Source organism: Streptomyces griseus, from assembly GCF_001715295.1.
Lineage (GTDB): Bacteria > Actinomycetota > Actinomycetes > Streptomycetales > Streptomycetaceae > Streptomyces > Streptomyces griseus_G.
This window is the reverse complement of the sequence record NZ_MDKB01000001.1, coordinates 1,480,139-1,492,306: the sequence shown is the minus strand read 5'-3', so window position 1 is coordinate 1,492,306 and position 12,168 is coordinate 1,480,139. Positions and strand designations below refer to the sequence as shown.

The 12,168-nt window shown below is 73.9% G+C and carries 13 protein-coding genes; 4 read left to right on the top strand and 9 right to left on the bottom strand.

Going from position 1 to position 12,168, the window contains the following annotated elements:
* The first annotated feature begins 8 nt into the window (after positions 1–8).
* Together BA175_RS05895 and BA175_RS05890 are read left to right on the top strand one after the other, a co-directional pair.
* The gene (locus tag BA175_RS05895) at positions 9–191 is read left to right on the top strand and encodes a DUF6480 family protein (protein WP_069170124.1); all 183 of its coding nucleotides are present in this window, start codon (positions 9–11) and stop codon (positions 189–191) included.
* Positions 188–802, top strand: a complete 615-nt coding sequence (locus tag BA175_RS05890) for an endonuclease (protein ID WP_069170123.1) — start codon at positions 188–190, stop codon at positions 800–802. The genes BA175_RS05895 and BA175_RS05890 overlap by 4 nt, the downstream gene beginning before the upstream one ends.
* A gap of 9 nt (positions 803–811) precedes the next feature.
* Here BA175_RS05890 and BA175_RS05885 read toward each other — a convergent pair whose 3' ends face one another.
* From BA175_RS05885 to BA175_RS05850, 8 genes are all read right to left on the bottom strand, one after another.
* Positions 812–1,561 (bottom strand): hypothetical protein, encoded by a 750-nt coding sequence (locus BA175_RS05885; RefSeq protein WP_069170122.1) that lies wholly within the window; start codon positions 1,559–1,561, stop codon positions 812–814.
* 155 nt (positions 1,562–1,716) lie between these two features.
* The gene (locus tag BA175_RS05880; RefSeq protein WP_069170121.1) at positions 1,717–1,911 is read right to left on the bottom strand and encodes a hypothetical protein; all 195 of its coding nucleotides are present in this window, start codon (positions 1,909–1,911) and stop codon (positions 1,717–1,719) included.
* 138 nt (positions 1,912–2,049) lie between these two features.
* Positions 2,050–2,931: a phosphatidylinositol-specific phospholipase C/glycerophosphodiester phosphodiesterase family protein gene (locus BA175_RS05875; RefSeq protein WP_069170120.1), complete on the bottom strand. Its 882-nt coding sequence runs from the start codon at positions 2,929–2,931 to the stop codon at positions 2,050–2,052.
* Between the two features lie 201 nt (positions 2,932–3,132).
* Entirely contained in the window at positions 3,133–4,284 is a 1,152-nt protein-coding gene (locus BA175_RS05870; RefSeq protein ID WP_069170119.1) for an acyl-CoA dehydrogenase family protein, read from the bottom strand.
* Complete coding sequence (locus BA175_RS05865; protein WP_069170118.1) at positions 4,281–5,474, bottom strand: acyl-CoA dehydrogenase family protein; 1,194 nt, start codon at positions 5,472–5,474, stop codon at positions 4,281–4,283. The genes BA175_RS05870 and BA175_RS05865 overlap by 4 nt, the downstream gene beginning before the upstream one ends.
* Positions 5,471–6,439, bottom strand: coding sequence for an NADPH:quinone oxidoreductase family protein (locus BA175_RS05860; protein WP_069170117.1), 969 nt, complete (start codon positions 6,437–6,439; stop codon positions 5,471–5,473). The genes BA175_RS05865 and BA175_RS05860 overlap by 4 nt, the downstream gene beginning before the upstream one ends.
* Before the next feature lie 102 nt (positions 6,440–6,541).
* The gene (locus BA175_RS05855; RefSeq protein ID WP_069170353.1) at positions 6,542–7,141 is read right to left on the bottom strand and encodes a helix-turn-helix domain-containing protein; all 600 of its coding nucleotides are present in this window, start codon (positions 7,139–7,141) and stop codon (positions 6,542–6,544) included.
* Positions 7,142–7,796: 655 nt separating this feature from the next.
* Positions 7,797–8,528, bottom strand: a complete 732-nt coding sequence (locus BA175_RS05850; protein ID WP_069170116.1) for a PIG-L deacetylase family protein — start codon at positions 8,526–8,528, stop codon at positions 7,797–7,799.
* 216 nt (positions 8,529–8,744) lie between these two features.
* Between BA175_RS05850 and BA175_RS05845 the strand changes: the two genes are divergently transcribed.
* Positions 8,745–9,317: a rhodanese-like domain-containing protein gene (locus BA175_RS05845; RefSeq protein WP_069170115.1), complete on the top strand. Its 573-nt coding sequence runs from the start codon at positions 8,745–8,747 to the stop codon at positions 9,315–9,317.
* A gap of 284 nt (positions 9,318–9,601) precedes the next feature.
* On the opposite strand, the gene BA175_RS05840 is transcribed toward BA175_RS05845, so the two are convergent.
* Positions 9,602–10,891 carry an alpha/beta fold hydrolase gene (locus BA175_RS05840; RefSeq protein ID WP_069170114.1) on the bottom strand — a complete coding sequence of 430 codons (1,290 nt, stop codon included), beginning with the start codon at positions 10,889–10,891 and terminating at the stop codon, positions 9,602–9,604.
* A 106-nt stretch (positions 10,892–10,997) separates the two neighbouring features.
* Between BA175_RS05840 and BA175_RS05835 the strand changes: the two genes are divergently transcribed.
* Positions 10,998–12,161: an ABC transporter ATP-binding protein gene (locus tag BA175_RS05835; protein ID WP_069170113.1), complete on the top strand. Its 1,164-nt coding sequence runs from the start codon at positions 10,998–11,000 to the stop codon at positions 12,159–12,161.
* Positions 12,162–12,168 lie beyond the last annotated feature (7 nt).

Below are 12,168 nucleotides of genomic sequence, written 5' to 3'. Positions count from 1 at the left end.
GTGGAGGTATGGCTATTTCACTGACACCCCCGACCGAGACCCCTCCGGCGGAAGGATGCATCAGCGAGGCGCACGTCGAGCGGCCCGACGGTGGCATCTGGGAGCACCCCTTCTTCTGGGTGGCCTTGGTGGTGCTCGTCGCGGTGGTCGTCGCCGGCTTCTTCATCGCCCGGATCTTCGGCTTCGCATGAGCGACAGCGACACGCTGGAGACGTTGCTGGAGCGGCACGGCACGACCTACGCGGCCGAGGCCGGCATCACGCTGCGCGACACTCCCCAGCCGCTGTACCAGCTCCTGGTGCTCAGCCACCTGCTGAGCGCGCGGATCCGTGCCTCGGTGGCCGTGGCCGCGGCGCGGGCGCTGTTCTCCCACGGGATGCGCGACGCGCGGCGCATGGCCGACGCCACGTGGCAGCAGCGGGTGGACGCGCTGGGTGAAGGCGGCTACCGCCGCTACGACGAACGCACGGCGACCCAGCTCGGGGAAGGCGCGGAGTTGCTGCTCGACGTGTACGGCGGCGATCTGCGCCGCCTGCGCCGGGAGGTGGACGGCGACGTGGCCGCGCTCCGCGAGGGCCTGCGCCGCTACCCCGGAGTGGGCCCGATGGGCACCGACATCTTCCTGCGCGAGGTGCAGAGCGTGTGGCCGGAGTACGCGCCCTACCTCGACTCGAAGGCGCTCCAGGGTGCGGAGCGGCTCGGTCTGCCCACGTCGCCGGGAAAGCTGACGGGGCTCGCGGACGGGTCCGACCCGGCGGTGCTCGCCGCGGCGCTGGTGCGTGCGGCACTGGACAAGGGGTGAGACCCGGGGTCAGCCCTTCGGCCGCCTGCCGCCCGGCTTGACGGAGCGGCCCTCCACGAGCGCACGCCGGATCCCGGCCGCCGTGGCCCGCGCGTGTTCCGTGGTCGCCGTGCGGTCGGCCACGGAGGTGACGAAGCGGTGGGTGGGGCGCAGGCAGCGTCCGCAGGGGGTGTCCGTCGTGAGCAGGTAGCCGTCCTCGCACTGCGGGTGCGAGCAAGGGCCCGGGCCCACGAGGGCCTCGGCGATCTCCTGCGGGGCCCAGCGGCGCAGGCCCTCCTCGTCCTTCTCGTGCAGGGCGTGCGACCAGCGGACGTTCCAGCGGCGTTCGAGGCGTTCCAGCAGCTGATCGGGGGTGCGCCGGGCCAGTTCCCGGTGGATCAGTTCATGGACGGTGCGCGGCATGCGGTGGCCGAGAGCCTGGAGCAGAGGCTGCGGCAGGGCCTGGAGGACGTAGGTGACGGGGTCGCCGCCCGCCCGCTCCCGCCACTTCCGGCAGGCACACGGCCCGTCGGCGGGCAGGGGGCCGCGGCACCGGCCGCACATACCGCGGCACTCCGCGCACAGCCCGTCGTCCAGTCCGTCCAGATGGGGCGCGGGGGCCCGGCCGCAGTCGCGGCAACAGGCGGCGCAGGGCCCGCAGAGGCGTTCCTCGCCGAGCTTCGTGGTCCACCGGCGTTGCTGGCAGCGGCAGCAGAGCACGTGGTCGCAGTACTCGTGGTGGGCGGCTCCCGACTGCCTGCCGGGTGGCGGGAATGACATCACTGCGTTCTCCAGGTGCGGGGCGTGGACGGCCGGGCCCGGCCGGTCGGCGAAGCGACGCGGGGGACCTGCCGACGACCGTACCGCCCCGGGCGGGTCGTGTGCGGCGCTCCGGCGCGGCCGGGGACGTTCTCCCGTACCTGGAGGGGCGTGGGTCAGGGCCTCAGGCCGCTCACCACGTCCGCGGTGGCGGTGATCCCTTCGTGGATGGTGGGCGCCATGCGCGTACTCGCCAGCAGGAAGCCGAGGAGGGCGCAGACGATGGCGTGCGAGACCTTCAGCCCGCCGTTGCGCAGGAAGATCGCTGCGAGGACCACGAGAAGCAGCACCAACGAGATCGAAACAGCCATGGCCAACCTCCTCCGCCGCGCCTGAATTGCGGCATTCGGCCGCCAGTGTGGCGTAGGCGGGGAGCCGTTCGGCGGACCGGCGGGCCCGCCGAACGGGTGGTGACGCACGGTGATCGGGGGAGCTCGTCCGGGAGGCGGTCAGACGCCCTCGTGGCCGCCCCGGTCGCGGTGGCGGAGAAAGGCTTCGAGCCCCGCCAGGTCGTCGGTGTTCAGGTGGTCGACGCCTACGGCGAGGAGTTCGGACCACACGGCGTCGCGCTCCGGCCCCGCGGTGTCCGGGGTGGCCCAGAAGCGGAGGCGCCGCCCCTCTCGGTGGGCCGCCGAGACGAGGGTGCGCAGCCGGTCCCGCTCGGCCGCGGGGAAGCGGCCGGCGCCCTGCCAGGAGAACGTCTGGGTCCAGTTGGCGCTGACGAGCGGCGCGAAGGAGGCGGGCGCGGCGGTGCCCAGGTCGTCGAGCCTGCCGTCGTAGAAGGCGTAGCGCGTGGTCCGGCCCTCCATCGGGAGACGGGCGGCACGGTCGCCCGAGACGACGGTGGTGACCGCGCCGGGGTGGACCCGTCCGCGGACCGAGCGGGTCAGGATGCGGGAGTAGCGGCGGAGCACCCCTTCGAGAGCCAGGTAGGCGGCGGCGCCGTCGGCCTTGATGTCGACCAGGAGTTGCAGGGGTGTGCCGTATCCGGCGTGGACCCGGCCGTGGTTCGCCAGGACGAGGGCCGCCAGCGGGTCGAGGTAGAGCGAGGTGAGGGTACGGGAGGGGTCGAGGCTCGCGGGCTCGTGGGCGACGAGCAGTTCGCCGTCGACGAGGAACACGTCGGCCTCGACACTGGTGAACCCATGGGCGAGGGCGTCCAGGAGGGGGCGGGGGTGGAGGTAGTCGTTGTGGGCGTGGGCGCGCTCCAGCGGACGCGGACCGCGGGGACGTGCGGGCGTGGCCGTGGCGGACTGGGCGGGGATGAAGGCGCCCGCGGCGGCGGTGGCCAGCGCGGTGGTGACGACTCTGCGACGGGTCAGGTGTGCCATGGGTCTCCCTGAAGCGGTCGGTCGGGCAGAGCGGGCGGGGGGACGCGACGAGTATGGGGCCCGGGAGAGCTGGAAGGCAGGTACCTGCCAAGAGTTGGGACCGTCGTCGTCCGCGCGTCGACTGTGCTGCGCCCGCTGTTACCCGGCACGCCGCGGCGGGGGCACGCACGGCCCGGCGTACCCCCGCCTCCCGGCGCCCGGTCAGGGTGCCGGCAGCTCCATCAGCTCGGCGACGGTCTCGCGGTGGCGGCCCGCCGTTCCGTACGCGAGGGAGTCGGCCTTGGCCCGCTTCAGGTACAGATGCGCGGGGTGCTCCCAGGTCATCCCGATCCCGCCGTGCAGCTGGACGCACTCCTCCGCCGCGTGCACCGCGGCCTTCGAGCAGTAGGCCTGGGCCACGGCCACCGCGAGCGGCGCGTCCGGGCTGCCGGAGGCCAGCGCGTCGGCGGCGTTGCGGGCGGCGGCGCGTGCGGAGACGACCTCCAGCCAGAGCTGAGCCATCCGGTGCTTGAGCGCCTGGAAGGAGCCGACCGGGCGGTTGAACTGGTGGCGCTCCCGGGTGTGCCGGACGGTCTCCGTCAGGCACCACTCGGCGATGCCGAGCTGCTCCGAGGCGAGCAGCCCCGCCCCGGCCCGCAGCCCCTTCGCCACGGCCGCTGCCGCTGACCCGGGCCCGGCCAGCAGGGTTCCACCGGCCCCGGTGAGGGTGACCGAGGCGAGCGGCCGGGTCAGGTCGAGCGGGACCTGGGGCCGGACCTCGACCCCCTCCCCCGCGGCGGCGACCGCGAACAGGCCCGCGGCGGTGGGCACCAGGAGCACATCGGCCGCCGCCGCCTCGGCGACACCGGCGACGGTCCGCTCCAGCGTGCCCGCCATCGCCGTGGCGGCGTCGGCGGCGGACGCGGTGAACGGAAGGGCGAGGACGGCGACCTTGCGGCCCGCCGCCAGGTCGCCGAGGAGTTCCCCCACCGGCCCGCCGGACGCCCCGAGGGCCAGGAGGATCTCGGTGGCGACGACGGAACTCGTCAGGTAGGGGGCCGGTGCGACACTCCGGCCGAGCTCCTCCAGGACCACCGCGGCCTCGCGGTGGCTCGCCCCCTGCCCACCGAGTTCGTCGGGGACCAGCAGTCCGGCCGCTCCGATCCCGGTGGCGAGCGATTCCCAGAGCCGCGGGTCGTACGGCGTGCCGGACTCGGTGGCCGCGATCACGGCCGGCGCGCCGGCCCGGTCGGCGAGCAGCGAGCGCACGGCGGACCGCAGGTCGTCCTCGGCCTCCGAGTACAGCAGGTCGGGTGTGCGTCCGGCTGCGTCCTGTGCGGGCCCGGTCGGTGCGGCTTCGGTCGGTGCGCTCATCGGGCGAGATCCTTCCAGGCGACGTCCTTGTCGGTACGCGGTTCGGCGGGCAGGCCGAGGACGCGCTCGGCGACGATGTTGAGCAGGACCTCGCTCGTACCGCCTTCGATGGAGTTCCCCTTGGAGCGCAGGTAGCGGTACCCGGCGTCGCGGCCGGTGAAGTCGACCAGCTCGGGGCGGCGCATGGTCCAGTCGTCGTACAGCAGCCCTTCGTCGCCGAGGAGTTCGACCTCGAGGCCGCTGATCTCCTGGTTGAGGCGCGCGAAGGCCAGCTTCATCCCGGAGCCCTCGGGTCCCGGCTGTCCTGCGACGAGCTGCTGGCGCAGCCGTTCGCCCGTGAGCCGGGCGACCTCGGCCTCGACCCAGAGGGCGACCAGCCGCTGGTGGAGGTCGTGGGTGCGCAGCTCGGGGCGCTCGCGCCAGGTTCGGGCGACGGTCCCGATCATGCCTCCCTCGCGGGGGACACGGGCGCCGCCGATGGACACACGCTCGTTCATCAGGGTGGTCTGCGCGACCTTCCAGCCGTCGCCGACGGGGCCGAGCCGCCTGCTGTCGGGGATGCGTACGCCGGTGAGGAAGACCTCGTTGAACTCGGCCTCACCGGTGATCTGGCGCAGCGGCCGCACCTCGACGCCGGGGTCGGTCATGTCGCAGACGAAGTAGCTGATGCCACGGTGCTTGGGCACGTCCGGGTCGGTGCGGGCGATCAGGATCGCCCAGCGGGCGAGGTGGGCGCTGGAGGTCCACACCTTCTGGCCGTCGACCACCCAGTCGCCTGTCTCGTCCCGTACGGCACGCGTACCGAGGGCGGCCAGGTCGGAGCCGGCACCGGGCTCGCTGAAGAGCTGGCACCAGACCTCCTCACCGACCCACAGCGGACGCAGGAAGCGCTTCTTCTGCTCGTCGGTGCCGTACTGGAGAAGGGTGGGAGCGGCCATCCCCAGGCCGATGCCGATGCGGCGCGGGTCGTTGTCGGGGGCCCCGGCGGCGGCGAGTTCGGCGTCGGCGACGGGCTGCAGGGAGCGTGGCGCGTCGAGTCCGCCGAGACCGGCGGGGTAGTGCACCCAGGCCAGTCCGGCGTCGAAGCGGGCCTTGAGGAAGTCGGTCCGTCCGGTGGTGGCCGGCGGGTGGGTGGCCAGCAGTTCCCGGGTGCGGCGGCGGATCTCCGCCGCGTCGAGGGCGGTGCTCATCGGGTGCCCCCCGCCGGGAGGACGACGATGCGGCCGGTACTGGTGCCGTCGGCGACGCGCTGGACGGCGCGCGCGGCACCGGCCATCGGGACGCGCTCGCTGACCAGGGGCCTGACGACCCCCTGGTCGGCGAGTGCGGTCAGCTCGTCATGGCAGGCGCGTACGGCGGCCGGGTCCTTGGTCGTGTACAGGCCCCAGTGGAGTCCGGCGATCGAGTAGTTCTTCACCAGGGCGTGGTTGAGGCCCGGCGCGGGGACGGTGCCGCTCGCGAACCCCACGACGACCACGCGGCCCTCGAAGGCGATGCACTTCACGGACTTGGCGTAGGCGTCACCGCCCACGGGGTCGTACACGACGTCGGCGCCGCGTCCTGCGGTGGCCTCCTTGACCGCTGCCACGATGTCCTCGCTCCGCCGGTCGATGACCAGGTCGCAGCCCAGTTCGCGGGCGGTCGCGGCCTTCTCGGGTCCGCCGGTCACCCCGATGACGGTGGCGCCCGCCGCCTTCCCGAGCTGGACGGCCGCGCTGCCGACACCCCCCGCCGCGGCGTGCACGAGCAGCGTCTCGCCCGCCCGCAGCCGTGCGCGGCGATGGAGCCCGAACCAGCCGGTCTGGTAGCCGATGTGCAGGGCCGCCGCCTCGGCGTCGTCGAGGGTGTCGGGGGCGGGGAGCAGGGAAGCTTCGTCGGCGACCACGTAGTCGGCGAAGCCGCCGTCCGGCAGGGCGGGGTTGGCGAGCACCCGGCGGCCGTCCTCCGTCTCGCCGCAGATCTCCACGCCGGGGGTGAAGGGCAGCGGGGGCCTCACCTGGTACTGGCCGCGGCAGAGCAGGGCGTCGGGGAAGTTGATGTTCGCCGCGCGGACCTTCAGCAGTACCTGTCCGTCGCCGGGGACCGGCCGGTCCACCTCTTCGAGCTCCATCACCTCGCCCGGCTCGCCGTTCCGGTGCACTCGCCATGCCTGCATGAGGGGCCTCCACAACACTGTCGGCGTTACCACTGCTCCGGCGCATACTAAGCGGTCGCTTGCCTCGCTGGGAACACTTCGGGGCGGGCGGACCGAGCCCCTTCACCCCCGTTTCGGCTTCGCCCTGACGTGCATCCGTTCGCCCTGCGGCCCGAACAGGCTGAGGAATTCCACCGGATCGTCGCCCGCCGGCCCGAACCAGTGAGGCAGCCGGGTGTCGAACTCGGCCGCCTCACCGGGCACCAGGACGAGGTCGTGGTCGGCCAGCAGGAGCCGTAGCTTCCCGGAGAGGACGTACAGCCACTCGTACCCCTCGTGGGTGCGCTGCTCGGGCACCTCCTCGCAGGGCGCCTCCTGCACGACCTTGTACGCCTGCAGGCCGCCCGGCCGGCCGGTGAGCGGGAGGGAGGTCTTCCTCCCGTGGACGATCGGCTTCGCCCTGACCCGGGGGTCACCGACGGGCGGCGCCCCGACCAGATCGTCGAGCGGTACCTCATGGGCCCGGGCGATGGGCAGCAGCAGTTCGAGGCTGGGGCGCCGGCCGCCCGACTCCAGGCGGGACAGCGTGGAGACGGAGATGCCGGTCGCCTCGGAGAGAGCCGCGAGCGTCACCCCCCGGTCCCTGCGCAGCCGGCGCAGCCTGGGGCCGACTCCGGAGAGTACGGCGTCGAGTTCCGGTTCGTCCTGGGTCCGTTCCTTCATGCGGTCCATTGCAGAATCGGCAAACCCTTTTGTCAATCCGGAACGGAACCGGCGTCACGGAGTGCACGCCGGCCCGGCGGGGGTCCTGGGCGGTCCCGGAGCGCGGCGGAACCGGAGGCGACACCTCGGCCGGGCATGTCCCCGGGGCCGCGACCCGCCAAGGGCTGTCCCGCACTTCACGGCGGGCGCGCGACGACAGCTACGGCACCTCGCCACGCCGTCGGAACGTCCCCGTACATCCCGTATGCGGCCACCCCGCCGTGCGATGCCCCGCATCCCACGCCGCGCCGATCCACCGGGAATCGCGGGACGATCCCGAAGTCACGGTCACGGTCACCGTACCCAGGGCGGCCCGCCCCGGCTGGACGGTGGGTGTGCAGCACGCGGCCGCTCCGAGCCGCGGCCGTCCCGGACTCGCGTCGCCCCTCGCGCCTCCTCACCGGCCTGGCGCCCGGTGCACGAGCCGGCGGCCCCGTCGCGGGCCGGCCCTCTCCACGCGTGTGGCCGCCTCCTCGCCGCCCGGGCGCTCCGGCTTCCCGGCGCGGGCGGCCCGGCGGGACAGGTCGTACGCGCTTCCACCGGTGCAGGCGGCCTGCTCGCCGTCAGCGTGAGCCGGGGGATCACCGGCCGCCGCACAGCCGGCACAGGGTGCGCCTCAGCGGGCGAAGACCTCGAAGGCGACGGCCGGGCGGCCGCCGAACCGTTCGGAGAGAGCACCGGTCGTACCGGTCAGGAAGGTGCGGCAGTACGTTTCCGGGTCTTCGTCCGTGAGGACCTCGATGTAGGTGCGGTGGGCCAGCAGCGACCGGACGGCCCGTTCGAACCCCGGGGCCGCGTCGACCGCGTGGGTGGGCCGGTCGGTGCCGGCCACCGCCACCCACCGCACCCCGTCCCACGGTCGCAGCCCCTGCTCGGCCAGCTCCGGGAAGATCCAGCGGTTACCGGCGTCGCCCGCCGCGTCCAGGGCCGCCCGGCCGACGGCACGGTGGTCGGGAGTGTTCCACGTCCTCCCGCCCCAGGTGTCCCGGTGATTGAGGGTGATGAGCAGTTCGGGCCGGTAACGGCGGACGGCGGACGCGATGTCGCGGCGGAGCGCCGGGCCGTACTCGATCACTCCGTCCCGGTGGTCCAGGAACTCCACTGCGCGGACGCCGACGACCGCCGCACTCTCTCGCTGCTCCCGCTCCCGCAGGGGGGCGCACTCGTGCGGAGGGATCGTGTCGATACCGGCTTCACCGCGGCTGGCCAGCAGATAGGCGACCTCGCGTCCCTCGTCCGTCCAGCCGGCGACGGCCGCGGCGCAGCCGTACTCGAGGTCGTCCGGGTGCGCGACGACCGCCAGCGCGCGCCGCCAGTCCGAGGGCATGGGTTCCAGCTGCTCCGTCATACCGGCCAGGCTATCCACGGCACGCGTGACGGACGGCGCATTCCGGAAGCGGATCCGGGCAGGGGCAGGAGGACATCGGGCGGGAACGGACCGGCCGGATCCTCGCACGGCGAGCACCCATACCCCTCCGGGTATCGTGGTGGCCGGAGCAGGCGGGACCCGGTCCCCACCCGCACCCGCCCGGCTCCGCTCCTGCGAACGAAAGGAATTCCACTCGTGCCCAGCCCCGCTTCCCTCTCCCCCGCCCAGGCCGCAGCCCGTCTGACGGAGTTCACCGTCATCGACGTCCGCGCCCCCGGCGAATTCGCCTCGGGCCACGTGCCCGGCGCTCTGAACATCCCGCTCGACCGCCTCCCCGAGGCCGTGCCGGCGCTGAAGTCCGCCTCGGCCCGCGGCTCGCTGCTGGTGGTGTGCGCCTCCGGTGTCCGCTCCACCCGGGCCTGCGAGATCCTGGCCGACGCCGACATCCAGGCGGCGACCCTGTCCGGCGGGACGTCCGCGTGGGAGAACGACGGACACGGCCTGGACCGGCCGGAGGGGGGCTCGGCGACCTGGGCGATGGAGCGCCAGGTGCGGCTCGCCGCCGGTTCGCTCGTGGTCGCCGGCCTCTTGGCGGGCACCCGCTTCCCGGCGGCCCGCTGGCTGTCGGCGGGCATCGGCGCCGGCCTCGTCTACTCCGCGGTGAGCAACACCTGCGGCATGGCCGCCGCGCTGTCCAGGCTTCCCTACAACCGTGCGCCGCGCGGCGGCGCCGACCTGGCCGCCACCCTGACCGCCCTGCAGCGCTGACCCGCGCCGCGACCCCGCCCGGGACCCCCGTCCGGACCGGCCCGCCCTCGTGGCCCGCCCCGGTCCGGACGGGAGGTCGGCCCTGCGGCCGGTGACGTTCGTGAGCAGGGCGTCCGGCCCGCCCGAGGGCTGCGCCTCGCCTCCCGGCGGGCGCGCGACGACGGCTCAGGCGCCTCGCCACGCTGCCGATCCGCCCCCGTAGAGGCATCACCCGAGCGGCACTCCACCGTGCGACGCACCGTGTACGACCGTGCGCCCGTCCACCGGAAGCCGCGGGACAGCCCTCAGCGGTCGCACTCGCCGCGGACGAGGGCGAGCAGCCGGTCCAGAACGCGGGGCCCGCCCGCTCGCAGGCCGTCGTGCTCGAACTCACTCGTGACCCAGGTACGCAGCCCGCGGATCGAGGCGGCCGTGCGCAGCGAATGAGCGGTGTCGACGTACATGTCGTCGTGGTACACGGCCGCCGCCACGGGCACCTCGTTGGCCGCGAGCCGCTGCGGGTCGTAGAGGGCGGGCCAGTCGGTCCGGGCGAGGAGTTCCGCGGTCTCGCGCAGCGGACGCAGCGCGGGGTGGACCTCGAAGTGCCAGGGATGGATGCTCTCGCCGGTGAACATCACGGGTCCCTCGCCCGCACCTGCACCGAACTGCGGGAACTCGGCGCGCACCCGCTCGGCGGACCAGCCCGTGGGCCGATCCCCCTGACCGTAGATCGCCTCGTGCATGAGGGCGTACAGCGGGTGACCGGCGAAGGAGGTGGCCGCGCGCATGGCCTCCTGGAAGGTGTCGGAGAGCTCGGCGCCGTTCGGGCCCGTGACGAAGGCGTTCTCCAGGAGGTGATGCAACTGGTGGCTGCCGTTGCCTCCGCCCAGCAGGATGCCGAGCGACTGGAAACCTTCGGGCGTCAGGCGGTGGCCGCCGCAGTCGGGCCGGTGCTCGGCGAGGTACGCGGCGATCGCCCGGGCCCGGGCGACGTCCTGCGGGTAGCGGGCGTAGTGCGCGGCGACCTTGCGCTCGATCCGCGGATACGCGGCCCGGTAGACGTCGTCCGCGTGGGCGTCCAGGGACGGCAGTCCGCCGGTGATCAGTACCCTCTCCAGGCCTTCGGGAGCGGCGGACAGGTACCGCACCGCGCAGAACCCGCCGAAGGACTGCCCGAGGACGGTCCAGGGCTTGCCGCCGGTGAGCCGCGGCCGGATCAGCTCGCAGTCACGGACGATACTGTCGGAGCGGAAGTGGGCGAGGTAGTCGGCCTGTTCGCGGGGTCCGCCGCGCAGGGGCAGGGTCTGCCGGTTGGCCGGGGTGGACAGGCCGGTGCCGCGCTGGTCCAGGAGCAGGACCCGGAACTCGCGCACCGCGCGTCCCAGCCAGGCCTCCGTGCCGATGAAGCGGCGGGCGCCGAAGCCGGGGCCGCCTTCCAGGTAGAGGAGCCACGGCAGGTCCTCGTCCGCCTTCGCGCTCGCGACGACCTCCCGGCCGTAGATCTCGATCGTCTCCCCGCCCGGGTCGGCGCGGTCGAGAGGGACCGTGAACCGGTGGTCGGTGAGGACGAGGCCGGGGTGGCGATAGCTGTTCAAAGGTGCTCCTGTGTCCGGTGCTTCCCGGACAGTTCAGCACACGGGCCGTGACCCGGGCGGCCCCGGCCCGTGTGCGCCCGGCCGCTGCGGCTCCTACCGTGCACTCATGATCCGGTTCGAGGACGTCGGCAAGGTCTTCCCGGACGGTACGACCGCGGTGGACGGGCTGTCCTTCGAGGTGGGAGAGGGTGAGCTGGTCACTCTCGTCGGGCCGTCCGGCTGCGGGAAGACGACCACGATGATGATGGTCAACCGGCTGATCGAACCGACGTCGGGCCGGATCCTGGTGGGCGGCGAGGACGTCTCCGGGATGGACCCGGTCGGGCTGCGCCGCAGGATGGGCTACGTGATCCAGCAGGTCGGCCTCTTCCCCCACCGGACCGTGCTGGACAACACCGCGACCGTCCCCGTCCTCCTCGGCTGGAAGCGCGCCCGGGCCCGGGCGCGGGCGGCCGAGCTGCTGGACCTGGTGGGGCTCGACCCGAAGACGTACGGCCCCCGCTATCCCGCCCAGCTCTCCGGCGGCCAGCGCCAGCGGGTGGGGGTGGCCCGCGCGCTGGCGGCCGACCCACCCGTGCTGCTGATGGACGAGCCGTTCGGGGCGGTGGACCCCCTGGTGCGCGAGCGGCTGCAGAACGAGTTCCTCACCTTGCAGGCGGCGGTCAGGAAGACCGTGCTGCTGGTGACGCACGACCTCGAGGAAGCGGTGCGCCTGGGCGACAGGATCGCCGTGTACGGCGAGGGGCGCGTCGAGCAGTACGACACTCCGGGAGCGGTGCTCGGGACGCCCGCGACCCCGTACGTGGCACGGTTCGTGGGGGCCGACCGCGGCCTGAAACGGCTGTCGGTCACGGCGATCGAGCCCGACGACCTGGAGGAGCCCCCGACCGCGCGGCTGGACGAGCCGGCGGGTACGGCCGCCGCCAGACTCGGCGCGCTGGGTGCGCGGTGGGCGGTCGTGCTGAACGGTGCGGGGGAGCTGCACGGCTGGGTCGCGGCGGACGCGTTGCGGATCGCCGGGGAGCACGGCACCGTGGGCGACCTGGCCCGGCGCATGGACGCGTGGGTTCCTGTCGGCTCGCCGCTGAAGCAGGCGTTCAGCGAGATGCTGCAGCACGACGCCGGGTGGGTGGCGGTACTCGACGGAGCACGGTTCCTCGGCGTCCTGACCCCGGCGAAGCTGCACGAGGCGCTGCGGCGGTCGGTCGATGCGGACGCGCGCGGCGTCGGGCGGGGCCAGGTGCCCTTCGACTCCGTCGCCGACGCATAGGGAACCC

Excerpts from the sequence above, each read along its gene's own strand:
- BA175_RS05895 (WP_069170124.1), top strand. The coding sequence starts at position 9 with ATGGCTATTTCACTGACACCCCCGACCGAGACCCCTCCGGCGGAAGGA.
- BA175_RS05890 (WP_069170123.1), top strand. The coding sequence starts at position 188 with ATGAGCGACAGCGACACGCTGGAGACGTTGCTGGAGCGGCACGGCACG.
- BA175_RS05885 (WP_069170122.1), bottom strand. The coding sequence starts at position 1,561 with ATGTCATTCCCGCCACCCGGCAGGCAGTCGGGAGCCGCCCACCACGAG.
- BA175_RS05880 (WP_069170121.1), bottom strand. The coding sequence starts at position 1,911 with ATGGCTGTTTCGATCTCGTTGGTGCTGCTTCTCGTGGTCCTCGCAGCG.
- BA175_RS05875 (WP_069170120.1), bottom strand. The coding sequence starts at position 2,931 with ATGGCACACCTGACCCGTCGCAGAGTCGTCACCACCGCGCTGGCCACC.
- BA175_RS05870 (WP_069170119.1), bottom strand. The coding sequence starts at position 4,284 with ATGAGCGCACCGACCGAAGCCGCACCGACCGGGCCCGCACAGGACGCA.
- BA175_RS05865 (WP_069170118.1), bottom strand. The coding sequence starts at position 5,474 with ATGAGCACCGCCCTCGACGCGGCGGAGATCCGCCGCCGCACCCGGGAA.
- BA175_RS05860 (WP_069170117.1), bottom strand. The coding sequence starts at position 6,439 with ATGCAGGCATGGCGAGTGCACCGGAACGGCGAGCCGGGCGAGGTGATG.
- BA175_RS05855 (WP_069170353.1), bottom strand. The coding sequence starts at position 7,141 with ATGAAGGAACGGACCCAGGACGAACCGGAACTCGACGCCGTACTCTCC.
- BA175_RS05850 (WP_069170116.1), bottom strand. The coding sequence starts at position 8,528 with ATGACGGAGCAGCTGGAACCCATGCCCTCGGACTGGCGGCGCGCGCTG.
- BA175_RS05835 (WP_069170113.1), top strand. The coding sequence starts at position 10,998 with ATGATCCGGTTCGAGGACGTCGGCAAGGTCTTCCCGGACGGTACGACC.